General features: G+C 65.2%; 20 protein-coding genes. 11 read left to right on the forward strand and 9 right to left on the reverse strand.

The genetic code is table 11. The annotated features are described in order from the left end of the window. The first annotated feature begins 45 nt into the window (after positions 1-45). The 3 genes from RCAP_RS01075 to mog all read left to right on the forward strand — a co-directional run bounded on the left by RCAP_RS01075 (position 46) and on the right by mog (position 3,163). Positions 46-1,281, forward strand: a complete 1,236-nt coding sequence (locus RCAP_RS01075) for a saccharopine dehydrogenase family protein (RefSeq protein WP_013065954.1) — start codon at positions 46-48, stop codon at positions 1,279-1,281. 128 nt (positions 1,282-1,409) lie between these two features. Further along, entirely contained in the window at positions 1,410-2,639 is a 1,230-nt protein-coding gene (locus RCAP_RS01080; protein WP_013065955.1) for an argininosuccinate synthase, read from the forward strand. Continuing rightward, positions 2,636-3,163: a molybdopterin adenylyltransferase gene (gene mog / locus RCAP_RS01085; RefSeq protein WP_013065956.1), complete on the forward strand. Its 528-nt coding sequence runs from the start codon at positions 2,636-2,638 to the stop codon at positions 3,161-3,163. Before RCAP_RS01080 ends, mog begins: the two co-directional genes overlap by 4 nt. 119 nt (positions 3,164-3,282) lie before the next feature. Here mog and ubiG read toward each other — a convergent pair whose 3' ends face one another. After that, a complete protein-coding gene (gene ubiG, locus RCAP_RS01090) occupies positions 3,283-4,026 on the reverse strand; it encodes a bifunctional 2-polyprenyl-6-hydroxyphenol methylase/3-demethylubiquinol 3-O-methyltransferase UbiG (protein WP_013065957.1) in 744 nt (247 codons plus the stop codon). Positions 4,027-4,095: 69 nt separating this feature from the next. Between ubiG and pip the strand changes: the two genes are divergently transcribed. The 5 genes from pip to infB all read left to right on the forward strand — a co-directional run bounded on the left by pip (position 4,096) and on the right by infB (position 10,570). Further along, complete coding sequence (pip, locus tag RCAP_RS01095) at positions 4,096-5,067, forward strand: prolyl aminopeptidase (RefSeq protein WP_013065958.1); 972 nt, start codon at positions 4,096-4,098, stop codon at positions 5,065-5,067. A gap of 136 nt (positions 5,068-5,203) precedes the next feature. Continuing rightward, positions 5,204-5,803: a ribosome maturation factor RimP gene (rimP, locus tag RCAP_RS01100; RefSeq protein WP_013065959.1), complete on the forward strand. Its 600-nt coding sequence runs from the start codon at positions 5,204-5,206 to the stop codon at positions 5,801-5,803. Between the two features lie 3 nt (positions 5,804-5,806). After that, positions 5,807-7,417, forward strand: coding sequence for a transcription termination factor NusA (gene nusA, locus RCAP_RS01105; RefSeq protein WP_013065960.1), 1,611 nt, complete (start codon positions 5,807-5,809; stop codon positions 7,415-7,417). A gap of 1 nt (position 7,418) precedes the next feature. After that, positions 7,419-8,048 carry an RNA-binding protein gene (locus tag RCAP_RS01110; protein WP_013065961.1) on the forward strand — a complete coding sequence of 210 codons (630 nt, stop codon included), beginning with the start codon at positions 7,419-7,421 and terminating at the stop codon, positions 8,046-8,048. Beyond that, positions 8,045-10,570: a translation initiation factor IF-2 gene (infB, locus tag RCAP_RS01115; protein WP_013065962.1), complete on the forward strand. Its 2,526-nt coding sequence runs from the start codon at positions 8,045-8,047 to the stop codon at positions 10,568-10,570. The genes RCAP_RS01110 and infB overlap by 4 nt, the downstream gene beginning before the upstream one ends. Before the next feature lie 82 nt (positions 10,571-10,652). Here the strand turns inward: infB and RCAP_RS19470 are convergent, their stop codons facing one another. The 4 genes from RCAP_RS19470 to RCAP_RS01135 form a co-directional block, all read right to left on the reverse strand. After that, entirely contained in the window at positions 10,653-10,790 is a 138-nt protein-coding gene (locus RCAP_RS19470; RefSeq protein WP_013065963.1) for a hypothetical protein, read from the reverse strand. Positions 10,791-10,962: 172 nt separating this feature from the next. Further along, the gene (locus RCAP_RS01125) at positions 10,963-11,400 is read right to left on the reverse strand and encodes a (deoxy)nucleoside triphosphate pyrophosphohydrolase (RefSeq protein ID WP_013065964.1); all 438 of its coding nucleotides are present in this window, start codon (positions 11,398-11,400) and stop codon (positions 10,963-10,965) included. Next, positions 11,397-12,863: a bifunctional glutamate N-acetyltransferase/amino-acid acetyltransferase ArgJ gene (gene argJ / locus RCAP_RS01130; RefSeq protein WP_181443872.1), complete on the reverse strand. Its 1,467-nt coding sequence runs from the start codon at positions 12,861-12,863 to the stop codon at positions 11,397-11,399. Before argJ ends, RCAP_RS01125 begins: the two co-directional genes overlap by 4 nt. A gap of 27 nt (positions 12,864-12,890) precedes the next feature. Further along, on the reverse strand, positions 12,891-13,760 hold the full coding sequence (locus tag RCAP_RS01135; RefSeq protein WP_013065966.1) for a peptidylprolyl isomerase: 870 nt from the start codon (positions 13,758-13,760) through the stop codon (positions 12,891-12,893). Between the two features lie 183 nt (positions 13,761-13,943). Here RCAP_RS01135 and secA point away from each other — a divergent pair, with 183 nt between their 5' ends. Next, positions 13,944-16,658 (forward strand): preprotein translocase subunit SecA, encoded by a 2,715-nt coding sequence (gene secA / locus RCAP_RS01140; RefSeq protein WP_013065967.1) that lies wholly within the window; start codon positions 13,944-13,946, stop codon positions 16,656-16,658. Positions 16,659-16,856: 198 nt separating this feature from the next. Beyond that, positions 16,857-17,777, forward strand: a complete 921-nt coding sequence (locus RCAP_RS01145; RefSeq protein ID WP_013065968.1) for a hypothetical protein — start codon at positions 16,857-16,859, stop codon at positions 17,775-17,777. Here the strand turns inward: RCAP_RS01145 and radC are convergent. The 3 genes from radC to dnaK all read right to left on the reverse strand — a co-directional run bounded on the left by radC (position 17,774) and on the right by dnaK (position 21,779). Continuing rightward, positions 17,774-18,538 carry a RadC family protein gene (radC, locus tag RCAP_RS01150; RefSeq protein ID WP_013065969.1) on the reverse strand — a complete coding sequence of 255 codons (765 nt, stop codon included), beginning with the start codon at positions 18,536-18,538 and terminating at the stop codon, positions 17,774-17,776. The genes RCAP_RS01145 and radC overlap by 4 nt on opposite strands. A 104-nt stretch (positions 18,539-18,642) precedes the next feature. Continuing rightward, the gene (gene dnaJ, locus RCAP_RS01155) at positions 18,643-19,797 is read right to left on the reverse strand and encodes a molecular chaperone DnaJ (protein ID WP_013065970.1); all 1,155 of its coding nucleotides are present in this window, start codon (positions 19,795-19,797) and stop codon (positions 18,643-18,645) included. A 68-nt stretch (positions 19,798-19,865) separates the two neighbouring features. After that, positions 19,866-21,779: a molecular chaperone DnaK gene (gene dnaK / locus RCAP_RS01160; protein WP_013065971.1), complete on the reverse strand. Its 1,914-nt coding sequence runs from the start codon at positions 21,777-21,779 to the stop codon at positions 19,866-19,868. Positions 21,780-21,948: 169 nt separating this feature from the next. Here dnaK and RCAP_RS01165 point away from each other — a divergent pair, with 169 nt between their 5' ends. Continuing rightward, positions 21,949-22,584: an alpha-ketoglutarate-dependent dioxygenase AlkB family protein gene (locus RCAP_RS01165; RefSeq protein ID WP_013065972.1), complete on the forward strand. Its 636-nt coding sequence runs from the start codon at positions 21,949-21,951 to the stop codon at positions 22,582-22,584. A gap of 52 nt (positions 22,585-22,636) precedes the next feature. Here the strand turns inward: RCAP_RS01165 and mutY are convergent, their stop codons facing one another. Beyond that, complete coding sequence (mutY, locus tag RCAP_RS01170; protein ID WP_013065973.1) at positions 22,637-23,716, reverse strand: A/G-specific adenine glycosylase; 1,080 nt, start codon at positions 23,714-23,716, stop codon at positions 22,637-22,639. Positions 23,717-23,728: the final 12 nt, after the last annotated feature.

Raw genomic sequence — 23,728 nt, forward strand, 5'->3', positions numbered from 1 at the left:
GGGCTGATCGCCCCCTTCCCTGTCTCGTGAAAGGAGCCAGAAGAAGTGAAGAAGAACGTGCTTATCATCGGTGCCGGTGGCGTCGCGCAGGTGGTTGCCCACAAATGCGCGCAACACAACGACATTCTGGGTGACCTGCACATCGCATCGCGCACGGCCGCGAAATGCGACGCCATCATCGCCTCGGTGCACGAGAAGAACGCGATGAAGGTGCAAGGCACGTTCACGGCGCATGCCGTCGATGCGATGGACACGGCGGCGGTGGCCGCGCTGATCCGTCAGACCGGGGCGCAGATCGTCATCAACGTCGGCTCCTCCTTCGTCAACATGACGGTGCTTGAGGCCTGCATCGAGACCGGCGTCGCCTATATGGACACGGCGATTCACGAAGACCCGAAGAAGATCTGCGAAGCGCCGCCGTGGTATGGCAACTACGAATGGCAGCGGCGCGAGGCCTGCAAGGCCGCGGGCGTGACCGCGATTCTGGGGGTGGGCTTCGATCCGGGCGTGGTGAATGCCTATGTGCGGCTGGCCGAGGAAGAATTCCTCGACACGATCGAGAGCATCGACATCGTCGATATCAACGCCGGATCGCATGGCCGCTGGTTCGCGACGAATTTCGACCCCGAGATCAACTTCCGCGAATTCACCGGCACGGTCTATTCCTGGCAAAAGGGCGCCTGGCAGACGAACAAAATGTTCGAAGTGGGCAAGGAATGGGATCTGCCCGTCGTCGGCACGCAGAAAGCTTACCTCACCGGCCATGACGAGGTGCATTCGCTGTCCGCCCGGTATCCGGGGGCAGACGTGCGCTTCTGGATGGGCTTTGGCGATCACTACATCAACGTCTTCACCGTGCTGAAAAACCTTGGGCTGCTCTCGGAAAAGCCGGTGAAAACCGCCGAGGGGCAGGAGGTGATCCCGCTCAAGGTGGTGAAGGCCGTGCTGCCCGATCCGGCCAGCCTTGCGCCCGATTATGTGGGCAAGACCTGCATCGGCGACGTGATCCGCGGCACGAAAGACGGCAAACCGGCCGAGGTCTTCCTCTATAACGTCGCCGATCACAAGGAAGCCTATGAAGAGGTGGGAAGCCAGGGCATTTCCTACACCGCGGGCGTGCCGCCGGTCGCCGCCGCGATCCTGATTGCCAAGGGCATCTGGGACGTCGGTCACATGGCCAACGTCGAAGAGCTGCCGCCGCGGCCCTTCCTGGAACTTCTGGGCGAGATGGGCCTGCCGAACCGGGTCATCGACGCCAGCGGGCAAGATCGCCCGATCTGAACCCCCCGACCAGACCGAAGACACCCCGGGCCGCATCGGTCCGGGGTTCTGCTTTCCCCCCTTGGCCCCTTGAGATACGGGCGAAAACGCACTAGACCCGCGCGAAACCGCAGTTCCGGAGGCTCCTCATGTCTGCTCCCAAGAAAGTCGTGCTTGCCTATTCGGGCGGCCTTGACACCTCGATCATCCTGAAATGGCTGCAGACCGAATACGGCTGCGAGGTCATCACCTTCACCGCCGATCTGGGGCAGGGCGAGGAGCTGGAACCGGCCCGCGCCAAGGCCGAGCTGATGGGGATCAAAAAGGAAAACATCCACATCGTCGACGTGCGCGAGGAATTCGTGCGCGACTTCGTCTTCCCGATGTTCCGGGCGAATGCGCTGTACGAGGGGCTTTATCTGCTCGGCACCTCGATTGCGCGGCCGCTGATCTCGAAACATCTGGTCGAGATCGCGCAGAAGCACGGCGCCGATGCGGTGGCGCATGGCGCGACCGGCAAGGGCAACGATCAGGTGCGGTTCGAGCTGTCGGCGGCGGCGCTCGACCCGTCGATCCGGGTGATCGCGCCGTGGCGGCTGTGGGATCTGACCTCGCGCACGAAGCTTCTGGAATTCGCCGAGGCGAACCAGATCCCGATCGCCAAGGACAAGCGCGGCGAGGCGCCCTTCTCGGTCGATGCGAACCTTTTGCACACCTCGTCCGAAGGCCGCGTGCTGGAAGACCCGGCGCAGGAATTCCCGAACTACGTGCTGCAGCGCGTCGTGCCGGTCGAAGAGGCCCCCGACACGCCCGAGATGGTCGAGATCACCTTCGAGCGCGGCGATGCCGTCGCGATCAATGGCGAGGCGATGTCGCCCGCGACGATCCTTGCGAAACTGAACGAGATCGGCGGCAAGCATGGCGTCGGCGTGCTCGATCTGGTGGAAAACCGCTTCGTCGGCATGAAATCGCGCGGCGTCTATGAGACCCCCGGCGGCACGATCCTTCTGGAAGCCCACCGCGGCATCGAGCAGATCACGCTCGACGCGGGCGCCGGTCACCTGAAGGACAGCATCATGCCGCGCTATGCGGAGCTGATCTACAACGGCTTCTGGTTCAGCCCCGAACGCGAGGCGCTGCAGGCGCTGATCGACAAGACGCAGGAACATGTCTCGGGCACGGTGCGGGTCAAGCTTTACAAGGGCAAGGCCTCGACCGTCGCGCGCTGGTCCGATCACAGCCTCTATTCCGAAAAGCACGTCACCTTCGAGGAAGACGCGGGCGCCTACGATCAAAAGGACGCGGCGGGCTTCATTCGTCTGAACGCGCTGCGGCTGCGCCTCATTGCCACCCGCAACGCGCGCGTGGCGCAAAAATGACGGCACGGGTTGCCATCGTCACCGTCTCCGACCGCGCCTCGCGCGGGGAGTATGAGGACAAGGGCGGGCCGGGCTGCGAAGACTGGCTGAGGGGTGTCGTCACGACACCCCTTTCCATTTCCCGGGTGATCATCCCCGACGGCCGCGACAGCGTCGCCGACTGCCTGCGCGGCTTCGTGACCGAGGGGGTCGATCTGATCCTGGTCACCGGCGGCACCGGCCCGGCACCGCGGGACGAAACGCCCGAAGGCGCGGCGCAGGTGATCGAAAAGGAACTGGCCGGTTTCGGCGAGGAAATGCGGCGGGCATCGCTGCGGGAAGTGCCGACCGCGATCCTCTCGCGCCAGTCGGCGGGGATTGCGGGCAAAAGCCTGATCCTCACCCTGCCCGGCAATCCGCGCGCGATCGCGACCTGTCTGAATGCGGTCTTTGCCGCCGTGCCCTATTGCCTTGATCTGATCGGGGCCGGGCATATCGACACCGATCCGGCGAAAATCGCGGCGTTTCGCCCGAAGACGAAGTAAAAGGGGGCGCTGCCCCCTCTGGCTTCGCCATTCACCCCCGGGATATTTGAGGCAAGATAAAGGAGCCTGTTTTATCTTGCCTCAAATGTCCCGGGGGCCTGGGGGCAGCGCCCCCAGCCTTAGCGTTTCACGCAGGCGGCGGCGTAGTTCACGCTGAGATCGCGCGACGACAGTGACCAGCTCCAGCCCAAGGGATTGAACACCATCCCCTTGCGGTCGATCGGATCAAGCCCCGCCTTGCGCATCAGCTCGTAAAGCTCGTCCGGTGTCACGAATTTCGACCAGTCATGCGTGCCGACGGGCAGCCAGCGCATCACCCGTTCCGCGCCGAAAATCGCCATGACATAGCTTTTCGGATTGCGGTTCAGCGTCGACATGATCATCAGCCCGCCCGATTTCAGCAGGGCCGCGCAGGTGTCGGTGAAGCCCTGCGTATCCGAGACATGTTCGATGATCTCCATCGCCAGCACGACGTCGAACCGCTCGCCCGCCGCGGCCAGATCCTCGGCGGCGCAGTTGCGGTAATCGATCGTCAGGCCGGATTGTTCGGCGTGAAGCTTCGCCACCGGAATGTTCTTCGGCGCGGCATCGGCGCCGACCACGGTCGCGCCCAGCCGCGCCATCGGTTCGGCCAGAAGCCCGCCGCCGCAGCCGATATCCAGAAGCCGCAGCCCCTCGAAGGGCCTCGGGGCGCGCAGATCGCGACCGAACTGCGCCGCGATCTGGGTGGTGATATAATCCAGACGGCAGGGGTTCAGCATGTGCAGCGGCTTGAACTTGCCGTTCGGGTCCCACCACTCGGCCGCCATCGCCTCGAATTTCGCCACCTCGGCGGGGTCGATTGTCTTCGTTGCGGTTTCCATGCCATCCTCCGGTCAACTTTTGGGTTGCGCCCCATGGCGGGGGCGGTCGAGCCGTTATATAGTGCAGTCATGGACAAGAACGCAGGGCAAAAGCGCACGGCAAGCGCCTTTCTCTATCCGCCGGTCGAGCCTTTCGACCAGCGGATGATCGACGTCGGTTTCGGCCATCAGATCTATGTCGAGCAATCGGGCAATCCGCGCGGCCGGCCGGTCGTGGTCTGTCACGGCGGACCGGGGGGCGGCTGCAGCCCGGCGATGCGGCGCTATTTCGACCCCGCGCATTATCGCATCGTGCTGTTCGACCAGCGCGGCTGCGGGCTGTCCAAACCCCATGCCTCGGTCGGTCACAACACCACCTGGGATCTGATCGCCGACATGGAGCGGATCCGCACCGAGCTGGGCATTTCCGACTGGATCGTCTTTGGCGGCAGCTGGGGGGCGACGCTCAGCCTGCTTTACGCCCAGACCTATCCCGACCGGGTGCAGGCGCTGGTGCTGCGCGGCGTGTTCCTGGCGCTGAAATCCGAGCTTGACTGGTTCTATGGCGGCGGCGCCGGGCAGTTCTTCCCCGATCTGTGGACGCAGTTCATCGCCCCCATCCCCGAGGGTGAGCGCGGCGATCTGATTGCCGCCTATCACAAGCGGCTGTTTTCCGGCGACTACCTGCAGGAGGCCCGCTTTGCCCGCCATTGGGCGATGTGGGAAAACGCGCTCGCCTCGGTCGATTACGACGGTTTCCCGGGGGAATCGCCGCCCGATTACGCCCATGCCTTCGCGCGGCTGGAAAACCACTTCTTCATGAACCGCGCCTTCCTTGAGGAAGACGGCCAGATCCTGCGCGACCGGCCGCGGATCGAACATATCCCGACGGTGATCGTGCAGGGGCGGATGGACATGATCTGCCCGCCGATCTCGGCCTGGCGGCTGGCGCATGGCTGGAAGAAATGCGAACTGCGCATCGTGCCCGCCGCGGGTCACGCCCTGAGCGAGCCGGGGATCACCGCCGGGCTTGTCGCGGTGATGGACCGGATGCGGGGGTGAGCCCAGAGAAAGCTTGCAACATGAGGGCGATTCGCCTATATGCAATGCAACAGCGGCGTTTCGGGGTCCAAACCTGAAGCCCACCGGATCCATGTCACGGGCCGCTCGGGCCCGTTTTTTGTTTTCAGGGATCGGAATGACCGACCTCATCGCCAAGACCGGCATCGACCGGCGTCTCGCCGACATCATCGGCCCCACCATCGAAGGTCTCGGCTTCGAGCTGGTCCGCATCCGCATGCAGGGCGGACGGCATCCGCTGCTGCAGATCATGGCCGACCGCCCCGAGGGCGGCATCGACGTCGACGATTGCGGCGCGATCTCGACCGCGGTTTCCGCCGTGCTTGATGTCGAAGACCCGATCGAGGAAAAATACACGCTGGAAGTGTCCTCCCCCGGGATCGACCGTCCGCTGACCCGGTTGAAGGATTTCGACGTCTGGGAGGGCTACGAGGCCCGGATCGAGACCGAGGAACAGATCGACGGGCGCAAGCGCTTCAAGGGCATCCTGCGCGGCACCGAAGACGACGAAGTGCTGATCGAGATCGAAAATCAGGGCGAACAGGTCACCATCGGCCTGAAGTTCGACTGGCTTTCGGATGCGAAACTGATCCTGACCGACGAGCTGATCGCCGAGATGCTGCGCCAGCGCAAGGCCGCGGGCATCATCGACGAAGACCAGTTCGACGAGATCCAAACCGAAGACGACGACCAGACTTCCCCCGACGAGGAGACCTGACAGATGGCAATCACCTCTGCCAACCAGCTCGAGCTTTTGCAGACCGCCGAGGCGGTGGCCCGCGAGAAGATGATCGACCCCGATCTGGTGATCCAGGCGATGGAAGACAGTCTCGCCCGGGCGGCGAAGTCGCGCTATGGCTCGGAAATGGACATCCGCGTGAAGATCGACCGCAAGACCGGTCGTGCCAGCTTCACCCGGGTTCGCACCGTCGTCGAAGATGAGGCCGTCGAGAATTACCAGGCGCAGCTGACCGTTGCCCAGGCGAAGCAATACAAGACCAATCCGCAGCTCGGCGACGAGATCGTCGACGAAGTGCCGCCGGTCGATCTGGGCCGGATCGCGGCGCAATCGGCGAAACAGGTGATCTTGCAAAAGGTCCGCGAGGCCGAGCGCGATCGTCAGTTCGACGAATTCAAGGATCGCAAGGGCACGATCATCAACGGCGTCGTCAAGCGCGAGGAATACGGCAACATCATCGTCGACATCGGTCGCGGCGAGGCCATCCTGCGCCGCAACGAAAAGATCGGCCGCGAAAGCTATCGTCCGAACGACCGCATCCGCGCCTATGTGAAGGACGTCCGCCGCGAGACCCGGGGCCCGCAAGTGTTCCTGAGCCGCACCGATCCGCAGTTCATGGCGGAACTCTTCAAGATGGAAGTGCCGGAGATCTATGACGGCATCATCGAGATCAAGGCCGTGGCCCGCGACCCGGGCTCGCGCGCGAAGATCGCGGTGATCTCGAACGACAATTCGATCGACCCGGTCGGCGCCTGCGTCGGTATGCGCGGGAGCCGCGTGCAGGCCGTGGTGGGCGAGCTGCAGGGCGAAAAGATCGACATCATTCCGTGGAACGCCGATGCGGCCACCTTCCTGGTGAACGCGCTGCAACCGGCCGAAGTGGCCAAGGTGGTGATCGACGAGGAAGCGGGCAAGATCGAAGTGGTGGTGCCCGATGAGCAGCTGTCGCTGGCCATCGGCCGTCGCGGGCAGAACGTGCGTCTGGCCAGCCAGCTGACCGGGCTCGACATCGACATCCTGACCGAGGCCGAGGAATCGTCGCGCCGTCAGGCCGAATTCGCCGAGCGCACGAAACTGTTCGTCGATGCGCTGGATCTGGACGAATTCTTCGCCCAGCTGCTGGTCGCCGAAGGCTTCACCAATCTGGAAGAAGTCGCCTATGTCGATCTGGATGAACTCCTGTCGATCGAAGGCGTCGATGACGGCACCGCCGAGGAGTTGCAGGCCCGCGCCCGCGATTACATCGAGGCGCAGAACGCCAAGGCGATCGCCGCCGCGAAAGAGCTGGGGGTCGAGGACTCGCTGTTCAACTTCGAGGGCCTGACGCCGCAGATGATCGAGGCGCTGGCCAAGGACGACGTCAAGACGCTGGAAGATTTCGCCACCTGCGCCGACTGGGAACTGGCTGGCGGCTGGACCACGGTGAACGGCGCCCGCGTCAAGGACGAGGGCATCCTCGAGAAATTCGGGATGAGCCTGGAAGATGCGCAAAAGCTGATCATGACGGCGCGGATCCAGCTGGGCTGGGTCGACATTTCGGAGCTTGAAGCCGAAGACGCGACCGAAACCGACGAAGACGAAACCGAGGAATGAGATGAGCCGCGGCGGCAAGGACAAGGACAACGAGGATCCGGAACGGCGCTGCATCGTCACGGGCGATGTCGGGCCGAAGCTCGGCCTTGTGCGCTTTGTCCTTGGCCCCGATGGCATGATCTACCCGGATCTGGCCGAAAAGCTTCCCGGCCGGGGCATCTGGGTGACGTCGGACCGCGCCGTGCTGGAAAAGGCGGTCGCCAAGGGGCTGTTCGCCCGCGCCGCAAGGTCGCAGGTGAAGCTGCCCGAGAACCTGTGTCAGCTGGTCGAAGACGGGCTGGCGCAGCGGGTGGTGGAGCTGGTATCCTTGAGCCGGAAGACCGGCCATGCGGTCTGCGGCTTCGAAAAGGTCAAGGGCTGGCTGGCGGATGGCAAGGCCAAGGTGCTGTTTCAGGCCTCGGACGGATCGGAACGCGGCAAGGGCAAGCTTTGGACACCGCCCGGCGGGCGCTGGTTCGGCTGCCTGACGGCCTCGGAATTGGGTTTGGCTTTTGGCCGCGACCATGCCATACACGGCGCGCTTGCGGCTGGGGGACTCACCCCGCGTGTAATCAGAGAAGCGGCAAGGCTTGCAGGTTTGCGCAAGCAGGACGGCGGCGATACCGCCATGAAGGATACGAAGACGGCATGAGCGATACGGACGGCAAAAAACCCCTCGGTCTTGGCGGCGCCCGCCCCGGTTCGGTGAAGCAGAGCTTCAGCCACGGACGCACGAAAAATGTGGTGGTCGAAACCAAGCGCAAGAAGGTGGTGGTGCCGAAACCCGGTTCGGCCCCTGCCAAACCGGCCGGCTCGCCCGCGCTGGGCGATCCTTCGCGGCGTCCTGCGGGCATCTCGGATGCCGAGATGGAACGCCGTCTGAGGGCGCTGCAGGCCGCGAAGATCCGCGAGGTCGAAGAGGCCGCGCAACGTGTCGCCGAGGAAAAGGCGCGCGAGGAAGAACGCGAACGCCGCCGCGCCGAGGCCGAGGCCAAGGAACGCGAAGAGCGCGAACGCGAGGAAGCGCTGCGGCTGAAGGCCGAGGAAGAGGAACGCAAGGCCCGCGAGGCCGAACTGCGGGCCCAGCGCAAGGAAGAGGTCCGGGCGAAGCCGGTCGCCAAGCCCGCTCCGGCCGATCCGGCCGCGGCCGAGGCTGCCGCCGCGCGTGCCGCGACCAAGGGCGTGTCGAACACCGGCCCGCGCAAGACCGACCGCGACCGTGACGACCGCAATGCCACCCCCGACCGCAACAGCAAGGCGGCCAAGGGCGGCGACGAGGGCCGTCGTGCCGGCAAGCTGAGCCTGTCGGACATCGAGGGCGAAGGCGGGCGGCAGCGCTCGCTCGCCGCGATGAAGCGCAAGCAGGAAAAGGCCCGGCAAAAGGCGATGGGCTTCGGCCAGAAAGCCGAAAAGATGGTCCGCGACGTGCAGTTGCCGGAAACCATCGTGGTGTCCGAGCTGGCGATCCGGATGGCCGAACGCGCGGCCGACGTGATCAAGGCGCTGATGAAGATGGGCATGATGGTCACCGCGAACCAGGCCATCGACGCCGACACGGCCGAGCTGATCATCGAGGAATTCGGCCACCGCGCCGTCCGCGTCTCGGATGCGGATGTCGAACAGGTGATCGACACCGTCGAGGACAAGGCCGAAGACCTGCAATCGCGCCCGCCGATCATCACGATCATGGGCCACGTCGACCACGGCAAGACCTCGCTTCTGGATGCCATCCGTCACGCCAATGTGGTGTCGGGCGAAGCGGGCGGGATCACCCAGCACATCGGCGCCTATCAGGTGACGACGGATTCGGGCGCGGTTCTGACCTTCCTTGACACCCCCGGCCACGCCGCCTTCACCTCGATGCGGGCCCGTGGCGCGCAGGTGACGGATATCGTCGTGCTGGTGGTGGCCGCCGATGACGCGGTGATGCCGCAGACGGTCGAGGCGATCAACCACGCCAAGGCCGCCAAGGTGCCGATGATCGTGGCGATCAACAAGATCGACAAGCATGCGGCCAATCCGCAAAAGGTGCGGACCGACCTGCTGCAGCACGAAGTCGTCGTCGAAGAGATGGGCGGCGAGGTGCAGACGGTCGAAGTTTCGGCGAAGACCGGCTTCGGGCTCGACAAGCTGCTGGAAGCGATCGCGCTGCAGGCCGAGATCCTCGAGCTGCGCGCCAACCCCGGCCGTGCGGCGCAGGGTGCGGTGATCGAAGCGAAACTCGACGTCGGCCGTGGTCCGGTGGCGACGGTTCTGGTGCAGCACGGCACGCTGAAACGCGGCGACATCTTTGTGGTCGGCGAGCAGTGGGGCAAGGTGCGGGCGCTGGTCAACGACAAGGGCGAACGCGTCGACGAGGCCGGTCCGTCGGTTCCGGTCGAGGTTCTGGGCCTGAACGGCACCCCGGAAGCGGGCGATGTGCTGAACGTGGTCGAGACCGAGGCGCAGGCGCGCGAGATCGCGGATTACCGCGAGAAAGCCGCCAAGGACAAGCGTGCCGCCGCGGGTGCTGCAACGACGCTGGAACAGCTGATGGCCAAGGCCAAGGCGGACGAGAATGTCTCGGAACTGCCGGTGCTGGTGAAGGCCGACGTGCAGGGCTCGGCCGAGGCGATCGCCCAGGCGCTGGAGAAGATCGGCAACGACGAGGTCCGCGTGCGGGTGCTGCATTCGGGCGTCGGCGCGATCACCGAAAGCGACGTCGGTCTGGCCGAGGCTTCGGGGGCGCCGGTGATCGGCTTCAACGTCCGGGCCAATGCGCCCGCGCGGGCGAGCGCGAACCAGAAGGGTGTCGAGATCCGCTATTACTCGATCATCTATGATCTGGTGGATGACATCAAAGCCGCCGCCTCGGGCCTGCTGAAAAACGAAGTGCGCGAGAACTTCATCGGCTACGCCTCGATCAAGGAGGTCTTCAAGGTCTCCGGCGTCGGCAAGGTCGCCGGCTGTCTTGTCACCGAAGGCGTGGCCCGCCGGTCGGCTGGCGTGCGCCTGCTGCGCGACAACGTGGTGATCCACGAAGGCACGCTGAAGACGCTCAAGCGCTTCAAGGACGAGGTCAAGGAAGTGCAATCCGGTCAGGAATGCGGCATGGCCTTTGAGAACTACGACGACGTCCGCGCGGGCGATGTCATCGAAATCTTCGAGCGCGAGGAGGTCGAGCGCAAGCTCTGACCTTTGTCGCCGAAGCGTGAACATTGAAAAGGGGGGCGAAAGCCCCCCTTTTGCATGCCGTGAGTGGTTTGTGACCGGTGGATCAGGCGTTGTTGCGCATCACGGGCTTGCCCGCGAACAGCCTATCCCCAACCCGGACAACGATTTTTCCGTTTTCGAGCTGCGACTCGAACGTTCCCTGCACGGAGACGCAGCTGCCGACGACGATGGTGCGAAGCATGAGACATCCTCCCTAGAAATCTCGATTACAGCTTCAGCTTAGTCACGATTACTTAACAAAGTGCAAACGAAAAAGTGCGTCAGAGGTATCTTTTGGGTAGTTTTGTTGCCGCAGGGGCCAAATTGACGCAGGAAAATTTCTGCCGCGCAGAAATCTCGCTGCGTCTGCTTGGTCAAAGCCAGTCCTGCAACACCGGGATCAGCGGCTCGTCGGCGGGCGGCATCGGGTAGTCGCGCAGCCGTGCCGGGCTGACCCAGGCAAGCCGTTGTCCCTCGCGCGGTTGCGGCGTGCCGGACCAGCGGCGGCAGGCGAAAAGCGGCATCAGCAGATGGAAGCTCTCGTAGCTGTGGCTGGCAAAGGTCAGCGGCGCCAGACAGCTGCCCCAGGTGTCGATGCCCAGTTCTTCGTGCAATTCGCGGATCAGCGCGGCCTCGGGCGTTTCCCCGGGCTCGACCTTGCCGCCCGGAAATTCCCAAAGCCCGGCCAGCGACTTGCCCTCGGGGCGCTGCGCCAGCAGCACCCGGCCATCGGCATCGATCAGCGCCACCGCACTGACCAGAACCACCCGCGCCGTCGTCGGCGCGGGCGAGGGACCGCAGGGCGAGGTCACGAGCGGTAATCCGCGTTGATATCGATGTAGCGATGCGTCAGGTCGCAGGTGAAGACGGATTTCGCCGCCTTGCCCAGCCCCAGATCGATGCCGATCACCAGCTCCTGCCCCTTCATATAGGCAGAGGCCGCTTCCTCGGAATAATCCGGCACGCGCCAACCATTCTCGGCCAGAACCATGTCGCCAAAGGAAATCCGCAGCTTGTCACGGTCGGCCTTGGCGCCCGACTTGCCGACGGCGGCGACGACCCGGCCCCAGTTCGCATCCTCGCCGGCGATCGCGGTTTTCACCAGCGGCGAATTCGCCACCGCCATCGCGACCTTGTGCGCATCATCGGCACTCGCCGCGCCGCTGACCCGGATTTCCACGAATTTCGTCGCGCCCTCGCCGTCTCGGACCACCTGCTGCGCCAGATCCAGCATCACCCCGCGCAGCGCCGCTTCGAAATCCTTTGCCGCGCGCGAGCGCAGATCGGTGATTTCCGCCGCGGCCGAGCGCCCGGTGGCGGCCAGGATCAACGCATCCGAGGTCGAGGTGTCGCTGTCCACGGTGATCGCGTTGAACGTGTCATCGACATGCCGCGACAGCATTTTCTGCAGCAGTTTCGCGGGGATCTTCGCATCGGTGAAAAGATAGACCAGCATCGTCGCCATGTTCGGCGCGATCATCCCCGAGCCCTTGGCGATGCCCGCGATGCGGATCAGCCCGCCGTCGCCCTGCACCTCGGCACAGGCGCCCTTGGGGAAAGTGTCGGTGGTCATGATCGCCCGCGCGGCGGCCTCCATGCCCGCCGGGTCCAGCGCGGCGACAAGGCCGGGCACGGCGGCGACGATGCGGTCATGCGGCAGCGGCTCGCCGATCACCCCGGTCGAGGAGGAGAAGACCCGGTTGATCGGCAGATCCAGCGCCTCGGCCACGGCGCCGGTCACCGCATCGACCGAAGCCTGACCGGCGGCGCCGGTAAAGGCATTGGCATTGCCCGAGTTCACCACGATCGCGGCGCCAGTGCTTTCATCGGCGGCGCCCGCCAGTTTCGCCTGGCAATCGAGCACGCAGGCGGCCCGGGTGGTGGAGGTGGTGAAGACGCCCGCGAGCGTCGCCCCCGGCGCGATCTGCGCCAGCATCACATCGGTCCGGCCCGCATAGCGCACCCCCGCGGCGGCGGCGGCAAAGGACACGCCCGCGATCACCGGCAGGGCGGGGAAGGCGGCGGGGGCCAGCGGCGAAACCGGCGCCTTGGGCTTTGCCGCGGCCGCGGTTTCGGCTGCGGCGGTGGCCGCGGCAGAGGCGGCCGCCGTCGCGGCTTCGGCCACGCCCTCGCGCAGCGCCGAGGCGACCTCGGTCACCTCTTCGCGCAGCATCGCCACCGCATCCTCGGTGATCTCGCCCAGCTGCGAGCGCAGGTCCTTCACCTTCGACTTCAGCTTGGCGATCTTGTCTTCGAGTTCGCGTTTCTTCGCCATCGTCTTCTCCCCCTCCATCCGCGGACCTTACTTGGCGCCGAAGAAATTCGGCGTCTTCAGCACCGCGGGATCGATCCCCTCGACACGCTTTTCGACCTTGGCCTTGGCCACGGTGTCAGTCACCCGGTCCTGCACCGCCTGCTGCCGCAGATCGCCCGAAAGCTCCTCGGTCGCTTCCTCGAGCGTCGGCGCGGCGCCCAGACGGCTTTCCATCAGCTTGATCACATGCCAGCCATATTCGGTCTGCACCGGGCCCTTGATCTCGCCCGCCTTCATCGCGGCCACGGCCTCGGCAAAGGGCGGCACCATCGCGGTCAGATCGAACCAGCCCAGATCGCCGCCATTCGCCGCCGCGCCGTCTTGCGATTTCGCCTTGGCCACGGTGGCGAAATCGGCGCCGCCGTCGATCTCGGCCTTGATCGCCTTGGCTTCGGCTTCGGAGGCCACGATGATATGGGCGGCATGATATTCGCGGCTCGGTTCGGCCTTGGCGAATTTCGTGTCATAGGCCGCTTTCAGCTTGTCGGGCGTCACCGCGCGCTCGGCGGTGTAATCCAGCAGCATCCCCGCCAGATAGGCGCGGCGTTCGACCTCGAGCGCGATCTCGTCGCGGCGGGTCATCATGCCTTCGCCCACCTTCGCCAGCGCGGTCTGCTGGATCAGCTGATCCAGCACGCCGTTGAACAGCACCTGATCGGGCAGCTGCTGATATTCCGCGGGCAGGCTGTTGCGGACGGACACCATCATGCCCAGCGTGATCTCGGTGCCGTCGACCGTGGCGACGACGGTTTCCGGACCGGGGGTCTTGCCCCCTTTCGCGGCCTCCTCGGCCAGCGCCGGACCGGCCAGAAGCGCCATCACGGCGACAGACCCCAGAACGCGTGTGAAAATCGGCATCAAAGCCTCTCCCGCAGGGCCGCGGCACCCCGCGGCGTTGACACTCGGACGGCAGCCCCTTACATCGCCAAGGGTCCTGTGAAGGCCGTTTCGCCCTTATCCGCTTGCCGTTCTACGGGTGCGCGGCGGGTGCGACAAGACCGCATTTCACACGATTTGGTCAGACGAACCCGCGGAGAAAAAATGCTGGGCCTCGGTTACATTGGAAGAAAGCTCTTCGGCACGCCCAACGACCGCAAGGTCAAGCGGACGCGTCCGCTGGTGGCGAAGATCAACGCGCTGGAACCGGCCTTCGAAAAGCTCTCCGATGCCGAGATCGTGGCGAAAACCCGCGAGCTGCAGGCCCGCGCGCAGGCGGGCGAAAGCCTGGATGCGCTGCTGCCCGAAGCCTTTGCCAACTGCCGCGAAGCCGCCCGCCGGGCGCTTGGCCTGCGCGCCTTCGACACCCAGCTGATGGGCGGGATCTTCCTGCATCAGGGCAATATTTCCGAGATGAAGACGGGCGAGGGCAAGACCCTTGTCGCCACCTTCCCGGCCTATCTGAACGCGCTGGCGGGCAAGGGCGTGCATATCGTCACGGTGAACGATTATCTGGCCAAACGCGACTCGGAATGGATGGGCAAGGTCTATCGCCATCTGGGGCTGACCTGCGGCGTCGTCTATCCGTTCCAGCCCGATGATGAGAAACGCGCCGCCTATGCGGCCGACATCACCTATGCGACGAACAACGAGCTGGGCTTCGATTATCTGCGCGACAACATGAAGGCCTCGGTCGCGGAAATGTATCAGCGCGATCACTTCTTCGCCATCGTCGACGAGGTGGACAGCATCCTGATCGACGAGGCGCGGACGCCCCTGATCATCTCCGGCCCGTCGCAGGACCGGTCCGACATGTATCGCACGCTCGATGCCTATATCCCGTTCCTGACCGAAGAGCATTACAAGCTCGACGAGAAACAGCGCAACGCCACCTTCACCGAAGAGGGCAACGAGTTTCTGGAACAGAAGCTGCAGGCCGACGGCCTTCTGCCCGAGGGCCAGTCGCTTTACGACCCGGAAAGCACGACGATCGTGCACCACATCGGCCAGGCGCTTCGGGCGCACAAGCTGTTCTTCAAGGATCAGAACTATGTCGTCGCCGATGACGAGATCGTGCTGATCGACGAATTCACCGGCCGGATGATGAAGGGCCGCCGCCTGTCGGACGGTCTGCATCAGGCGATCGAGGCGAAGGAACGGGTGACGATCCAGCCCGAGAACGTCACGCTGGCCTCGGTGACCTTCCAGAACTACTTCCGGCTTTACGAGAAACTGGCGGGGATGACCGGGACCGCGGTGACCGAGGCCGAGGAATTCGGCGACATCTATCACCTTGGCGTCGTCGAAGTGCCGACGAACCGGCCGGTGGCGCGCAAGGACGAGCACGACCGCGTCTATCGCACCGCCAAGGAAAAATACGCCGCGGTGATCGAGGCGATCAAGACCGCGCATGCGATCGGCCAGCCGACGCTGGTCGGCACCACCTCGATCGAGAAATCCGAGATGCTCTCGGAGATGCTCAAGGCCGAGGGGCTGCCGCATAACGTGCTGAACGCGCGTCAGCACGAACAGGAGGCGCAGATCGTCGCCGATGCCGGGCGTCTGGGCGCGATCACCATCGCGACGAACATGGCCGGTCGCGGCACCGACATTCAGCTGGGCGGCAACGTCGAGATGAAGGTGCAAGAACAGATCGCCGCCAATCCCGACGCCGCCCCCGAAGAGATCCGCGCCCGGATCGAGGCGGAACATGCCGAGGAAAAGCAGAAGGTGATCGAGGCCGGGGGCCTGTTCGTTCTGGCCACCGAACGCCACGAAAGCCGCCGGATCGACAACCAGCTGCGCGGCCGCTCGGGCCGTCAGGGCGACCCGGGGCGGTCCTTGTTCTTCCTGTCGCTCGAAGACGATCTGATGCGCATCTTCGGCTCGGACCGGCTGGAAGGCGTGCTCTCGAAACTGGGCATGAAGGAAGGCGAGGCGATCGTGCACCCTTGGGTGAACAAGTCGCTGGAACGCGCCCAGGCCAAGGTCGAGGGCCGCAACTTCGACTGGCGCAAGCAGCTGCTGAAATTCGACGACGTGATGAACGACCAGCGCAAGGCGGTCTTTGGCCAGCGCCGCGAGATCATGGAAACCGACGAGATTTCCGAGATCGTCGCCGACATGCGCCAGCAGGTGATCGACGATCTGATCGACGAATTCGCGCCGCCGAAAAGCTATGTCGATCAATGGGATATCGAGGGGATGCGGGCAGCGTTCATCGATCATGCCGGGGTTGATCTGCCGCTGGCGGACTGGGCCGCCGAAGAGGGCGTCGACCAGGACGTTCTGCGCGAACGGGTGACGGCGGCGCTGGATGCGGTGATGGCGCAAAAGACCGAGGCCTTCGGCGCCGAGACGATGCGGGTGATCGAAAAGCAGATCCTGCTGCAGACGATCGACACGAAATGGCGCGAGCATCTGGTGACGCTCGAACATCTGCGCTCGGTCGTGGGCTTCCGCGGCTATGCGCAGCGTGATCCGCTGTCGGAATACAAGACCGAGTCGTTCCAGCTGTTCGAAAGCATGCTCGACAGTCTGCGCTACGAGGTGACGAAACGGCTGGGCCAGATCCGTCCGATGAGCGACGAGGAACGCGCCGAGATGCTGCGCCAGCAGGCCGCCGCCCTTGCCGCGGCCGAAGGCGCCGCCGATCCGGCCGCGGGCGCCGCACCGCAACCGGCGGCGCCTGTGGCGTTGGCCGCCGCGCCGGGATTTGTCGAATCGGATCCTTCGACCTGGGGCGAGCCCTCGCGCAATGACCCCTGCCCCTGCGGCTCGGGCGAGAAGTTCAAGCACTGCCACGGCCGTCTGGCCTGAAACAAAGGCGCTGAAATATGGCGCCGGTCCGGGGTGAACCCGGGCCGCCGTTTTTCATTATCCTGTTGATCTGGATATGTTTTTGTGGAAATTTCCGGCCGGGCGAAGGTTTCCGTTTCGGAAACTCTGCCGCAGTCCGGCCCAAGCTTTGCCGAGATCTGGCGTTAACCTTTTGGCAAGAAGCAGGAGGATCCGGGCATGAGACCGATTCACAAGATTGCCATGGTCTGCACCACCTTCGTTCTGGCGGCGGCCACCGGGCATGTCATGCAGACGGCTGCGCCCGAGGGCCCGCGCGCTGACCCCTCGCAGCCGGTGACGGCGGCGGTGATGCCGGGTGCCCGCGGACATCTGGCGGCGCCCGCGCTGTCCCTGCCGCGGCTGACGGTGCCGGTGATGCGCCGCCCGGCCGCCGAAGCCGCCCTTGGCCCGCTGCCGCAGGACATCGAAACCGCGCCGGGCGCCTGTGCCGCGCCACAGCTGCAGGCCGCGCTTGCCCCCGGCGCCTCGGTCCGGCTGACCGTCCTTGCGCCCTGCCACCCCGGCGCGCTGGCCGAGATCCGCCACGCGGGGCTGCGCCTGCCGGTCCGGCTTTCGGAGGACGGCGGCTGGAGCGGTCTGGTTCCGGCCTTTGCGGAACAGGCGCTGTTCCAGCTCGGCCTGCCGGGGGCCACGGCCACGGCGACGGTGACGCTTGCCGTGCCGACGCTGCCGACGGTCAACCGCATTGCGGTGATCCTGCCGCCCGCAAGCGGGGCAGAGCTGCATGGCTATGAATATGGCGCCGCGCCCGGCTCGATCGGTGATGTCTCGGCGGCGGCGCCGCGCGATGCCGAAACGCGCCTTGGCGGCTGGATCACCAGCTTCGGCCAGCCCGGCGCCGCGCAGGCGGTGCAGATCTATTCCGCCCCGGCCGCGATGGCGGACCTGAGTCTGGTGCTGGAGGCGCCGGTGACGCCGGAAAGCTGCGGCAAGGATCTGCAGGGCGCTGTCCTGCGCCCGGTTGGCACCCGCACCGAGCAGGTGCCGCTGTCGCTGGCCATGCCCGATTGCGGCGATGGCGAGGGCGCGGTGATGATGCCGCTGCCCGGCTTCCCGCTGGCCGTGGCGGCGAATTAAAGCAGCCCTTCGGCGCGAAAGCTGAGTTCCCGGCCCTTGCCGATCACCAGATGGTCATGCAGCACAAGCCCCAAGGCCTCGGCGGCATGGCGGATCTGGTCTGTCATCGCGATGTCGGCCTGCGACGGCGTCGGATCGCCCGAGGGGTGGTTGTGCACCAGAATCAGCGCCGAGGCATCCAGCTCCAGCGCCCGTTTCACCACCTCGCGCGGATAGACGGGCACATGGTCGACCGTGCCGCGGGCCTGTTCCTCGTCGGCAATCAGCAGGTTCTTGCGGTCCAGAAACAGCACCCGGAATTGCTCGGTCGGCCGATGCGCCATCGCGGTGTGGCAATAATCCAGCAAAGCCTGCCACGAGGACAGCACCGGCCGTTGCAAGACGCGTGACCGGGCCAGCCGTTGCGCCGCCGCTTCGACGATCTTCAATTCCTGCACCACGGCCTCGCCCACACCGGTCACCTCGGTCAGCCGCGCGGGGGGCGCCGCCAGCACATGGCCGAAACTGCCGAAGACATCGAGCAGCCGCCGCGCCAGGGGCTTCACATCCTGCCGCGGCAGGGCGCGAAACAGGATCAGTTCCAGAAGCTCGTAATCGGGCATGGCCTCGGCGCCGCCCGTGAGGAAGCGTTCCCGCAACCGCTTGCGGTGATCGGTGATGTAAGAGGGCAGCCGGTCGGAAGAGACGGCAACCGGCTGCGCCTCGTCAAGATCTCCGAAAAGCGTCGGCCCTTCGGCAAAGCTGGAGGTTCGGGGCTTCATCCCCCCAGCTTGCGCCGTCACGGTAAATAAATGGTTAACGTTTCTTCTTGGCTCAAAGACGCAAAAGGGCGCCCGCAGGCGCCCCCTTCTTCGTTTTCAGGCACTCAGCCCTTCATCCCGTCCCAGAAGCTTTTCACCTTCTGGAAGAAAGACGCCCCTTCCGGGTTGTTCTCGGCCTGGATGCGCTGGAATTCATCCAGCAGCTCCTTTTGCCGCGCGGTCAGGTTCACCGGGGTTTCGACGGCCAGTTCGATCACCATGTCGCCGATGCCGCCACCGCGCAGGGCAGGCATGCCCTTGCCGCGCAGACGCATCTGCCGACCGGATTGGCTGCCCACCGGCACCTTGACCTTGGACCGGCCGCCATCGATCGTCGGCACCTCGACCTCGCCACCAAGGGCCGCCGAGACCATGCTGACCGGCACCCGGCAGAACAGGTTCACCCCGTCGCGCTGGAAGATCGCATGTTCGCGGACCTCGATGAAGATATAAAGGTCGCCCGAAGGCCCGCCGCGCATCCCGGCCTCGCCCTCGCCCGCCAGACGGATCCGGGTGCCGGTCTCCACCCCCGCGGGGATGTTCACCGACAGCGTCCGTTCCTTCTCGATCCGGCCCGAACCATGACAGACGCGGCAGGGGTTTTTCACCACCTGACCCTGCCCGCCACAGGTGGGGCAGGTGCGTTCGACGGTGAAAAAGCCGTTCTGCGCCCGCACCTTGCCCAGACCCGAACAGGTCGGACAGGTTTGCGGTTCCGCGCCGCCCTCGGCCCCGGTGCCGTTGCACGAGCCGCAAGCGGCCGAGCCGGGAACGGTGATCGTCTTTTGCGCGCCCTTGAACGCCTCTTCCAGCGTCACCCGCATGTTGTAGCGCAGGTCCGAGCCGCGCGTCGCCCGCGAGCGGCCACCGCCGCCCGGACCGCCGCGCCCGCCCATGAAATCGCCGAACAGATCCTCGAACACATCCGAGAAAGCCGAGGAGAAATCCGCGCCCTGACCATAGGGTCCGCGCGGACCGCCGCCGCCCATGCCGCCCTCGAAAGCCGCGTGACCGTAGCGGTCATAGGCGGCCTTCTTGTCGCCATCCTTCAGCACGTCATAGGCTTCGTTCACTTCCTTGAACTGGGCCTCGGCCTGCGGATTGTCCTGATTGCGGTCGGGGTGCAGTTCCTTCGCCTTGCTGCGATAGGCCTTCTTGATCTCCTCGGCCGAGGCGCCCTTGGACACCCCCAGAACCTCGTAGAAATCACGCTTCGCCATTGGAAAGCCCCACTGCGAGAACACGGAAGCGAGCCCCATGACGGGGCCCGCTCCTCAGGTTCCGGCGCTTACTTGCGCTTGTTTTCACCCATGTCCTCGAAGTCGGCGTCGACGATGTCATCATCGACCGACCGCGGGCCGTCTTCGTCATCCGAGGCCGGGCCGGCTTCGGAGGCTTGCGCCTTGTAGATCGCCTCACCCAGCTTCATCGCGGCATCGGTCAGGTTCTGCACCGCGCCCTTGATCTTGCCCGGGTCTTCCGACTTCAGCGATTCTTCCAGCGCGTTGCAGGCCAGTTCGATCATCTCGACGGTCGAGCCATCGACCTTGTCGCCATGCTCTTCCAGCGATTTGCGGGTCGAATGCAGCAGGCTTTCGCCGGTGTTCTTCGCCTCGACCAGCTCCTTGCGCTTCTTGTCGGCTTCGGCATTGGCTTCGGCGTCCTTGATCATCTTTTCGATGTCGTCGTCCGACAGACCGCCCGAGGCTTGGATGGTGATCTGCTGTTCCTTGCCGGTGCCCTTGTCCTTGGCCTTGACCGAAACGATGCCGTTCGCGTCGATGTCGAAGGTGACTTCGATCTGCGGCACGCCGCGCGGCGCCGGGGGGATGTTCTCGAGGTTGAACATGCCCAGCATCTTGTTGTCGGCGGCCATTTCCCGCTCGCCCTGGAAGACGCGGATCGTCACCGCGTTCTGATTGTCCTCGGCGGTCGAGAAGATCTGGCTCTTCTTCGTCGGGATCGTGGTGTTGCGATCGATCAGACGGGTGAAGACACCGCCCAGCGTCTCGATGCCGAGGCTGAGGGGGGTGACGTCGAGCAGCACCACGTCCTTCACGTCGCCCTGCAGCACGCCCGCCTGAATCGCGGCGCCAAGGGCCACGACTTCATCCGGGTTCACGCCCTTGTGCGGTTCCTTTCCGAAGAACTTCGTCACTTCCTCGACGACGCGCGGCATCCGGGTCATGCCGCCCACCAGAACGACCTCGTCGATCTCGTCCTTGCTGACGCCCGCATCTTTCAGCGCCGCGGCGCAGGGCTTCAGCGAGGCCTTGATCAGGTCATCGACCAGGCTTTCCAGCTTCGCGCGGGTCAGCTTCATCACCATGTGCAGCGGCACGCCGGTCGCCGCGTTCATCGAGATGAACGGCTGGTTGATTTCGGTCTGGCTGGCCGAGGACAGTTCGATCTTCGCCTTTTCAGCCGCTTCCTTCAGCCGCTGCAGCGCCATCTTGTCCTTGGTCAGATCGACGCCGTGTTCTTTCTTGAACTCGTCGGCAAGGTAATTGACGATCCGCATGTCGAAGTCTTCGCCGCCCAGGAACGTGTCCCCGTTGGTCGATTTCACCTCGAACAGACCGTCGTCGATTTCCAGGATCGTGATGTCGAAGGTGCCGCCGCCAAGGTCATAGACGGCAATCGTCTTGCTGTCCTTCTTGTCGAGGCCGTAAGCCAGCGCCGCCGCCGTCGGTTCGTTGATGATGCGCAGCACTTCAAGGCCCGCGATCTTGCCCGCGTCCTTGGTGGCCTGACGCTGGGCGTCGTTGAAATAGGCCGGAACGGTGATCACGGCCTGGGTCACGGTCTCGCCCAGATAGCTCTCGGCGGTTTCCTTCATCTTTTGCAGGATCACGGCCGAAACCTGCGCCGGGCTGAATTTCTCGCCGCGCACTTCCACCCAGGCGTCACCGTTGCCGCCGTCGACGATGTTGTAGGGAACCAGTTTCTTGTCCTTTTCCACCTCGGCATCGGTGGTGCGGCGGCCGATCAGGCGCTTGACCGCAAAGACGGTGTTCGTGGGGTTGGTCACGGCTTGCCGCTTGGCGGGCTGGCCGACCAGACGCTCGTTGTCGGTGTAGGCGACGATCGAGGGGGTGGTGCGCGCCCCTTCCGAATTCTCGATCACGCGGGGTTGCGAGCCGTCCATGATGGCGACGCAGGAGTTGGTCGTCCCAAGGTCGATCCCGATGACTTTGGCCATTTCAATACCTCTTCTTTCGGCGACAGGTGGGGGCGGGTCCCATCAGGCCCCCGGCCCCTATCCCAAGGTTTCCAGACGGTCCGGCGCAGGTGGCCTGCTCCGGCTTCCCGGCGTATATAAGGAGGGGAAAATAGCCCTGCAAGAACTGACGCGCGGGAGTTTGCGACAAATGCCACAATCCGCCAAATCGGTGCAAAAACGCCCGGATCCGCAGGAAATCCGCGGCTTCCGGCATTACCCCGGCTGGCTGGTGTCCACCGAACAGGCGGCGCTGGTCGAGGACCTGCGCGCGGTGGTCGCCGCCGCGCCGCTCTTCTCGCCGATGACGCCCTACGGGCGGCCGATGTCGGTGCGGATGACCTCGGCCGGGCGGTTCGGCTGGGTGAGTGATCGGCGCGGCTATCGCTACAGCGAAACGCACCCCTCGGGCGGGGCCTGGCCGCCGATTCCGGAAAGCGTTCTGGGCATCTGGCGGGCTGTGTCGGGGTCTGATCGCAGCCCGGAATGCTGTCTGGTGAATTTCTATGCCGAAAAGGCGCGGATGGGCCTGCATCAGGACCGCGACGAGGCGGATTTTGCCCAGCCCGTGGTGTCGATTTCGCTCGGCGATGACGGGCTGTTCCGCATCGGCAATGAAACGCGGGGCGGGGCGACGCAAAGCCTCTGGCTGCGCTCGGGCGATGTGCTGGTGATGGGCGGTGCCGCGCGGCTGCTCTACCACGGCATCGACCGGATCGCGCCCGGGACATCGACGCTCTTGCCGCAGGGCGGGCGGATCAATCTGACCTTGCGCGTGGTGACATAGGCGGCAAGGGCGTATTTGCGCCAAGAAGAAATCTGCATCCCTTTATCTTGCTTCAAATATCCCGGGGGGCCGGGGCATCGCCCCGGCGGGGCAGAGCCCCCGCTTCTGCCAGATCCCAGACCTTGCGCATCACCGTGGGCAGGGCGGCGGGGGAAAATTCGGATTTCGGCGTGAAGCCCTCTCCCTCGGTCTGGGCGACGAAGACCCGCAGCCGCAGGTGGAAATGGGTGAAGGTGTGGCGGACCTCATGCGAAAGCGGGGTCCAGTCGGCGGCAAGGGGCGGGCAGGGGGCGGGGGCGGTTTCGGCCCAGTCCGAGCCGGGAAAGCCCAGCATCCCGCCCAGAAGCCCCTTGTCCGGGCGGCGTTCCAGCAGCACCCCGCCATCGGGGGCGAACGCAACATAGGCCAGACCGAACCGGGTCGGTTTCTCGGGCTTCGGCGTCTTGCGCGGCAGCTCTGCGGCGATGCCCTGCGCCTTTGCGGCGCAGAAATCACTGACCGGGCAGAGCGCGCAGGCCGGATTGCGCGGGGTGCAGATCGTGGCGCCCAGATCCATCATCGCCTGCGCATGATCGCCCGGACGCCGCCGGGGCGTCAGCCGCCCGGCCCTGTCGATCAGCGCGGGTTTCGCCGCGGGCATCGGGGTTTCGACGGCCCAAAGCCGCGCCACCACCCGTTCGACATTGCCATCGACCACCACGGCCGGTTCGTCAAAGGCGATCGCCGCCACCGCCGCCGCCGTATAGGGGCCGATGCCGGGCAGGGCGCGCAGACCCTCGGCGGTTTCGGGAAACCGCCCGCCCGCCGCCGCCACGGCCCGGGCGCATTTCAGCAAGTTGCGGGCGCGGGCGTAATAGCCAAGCCCCGCCCATTCCGCCATCACCGCGCCATCCTCCGCCGCCGCCAGATCGGCCACGCCGGGCCAGCGCGCGGTGAAACGGCGGAAGTAATCCCTCACCGCGGCGACCGTCGTCTGCTGCAGCATCACCTCGGAAAGCCAGACGTGATAGGGATCGGGCCGCACCCCTGCCGCGCGGTCGGCGGGACCCACCCGCCAGGGCATCACCCGCGCCTGGGCATCATACCAGGAAAGCAGCGCCGCCCCCGCCGCCGCCTCGTTTCCGTCACGCAATCTTTATGGCCC

Source organism: Rhodobacter capsulatus SB 1003, assembly GCF_000021865.1.
Classification (GTDB): domain Bacteria; phylum Pseudomonadota; class Alphaproteobacteria; order Rhodobacterales; family Rhodobacteraceae; genus Rhodobacter; species Rhodobacter capsulatus_B.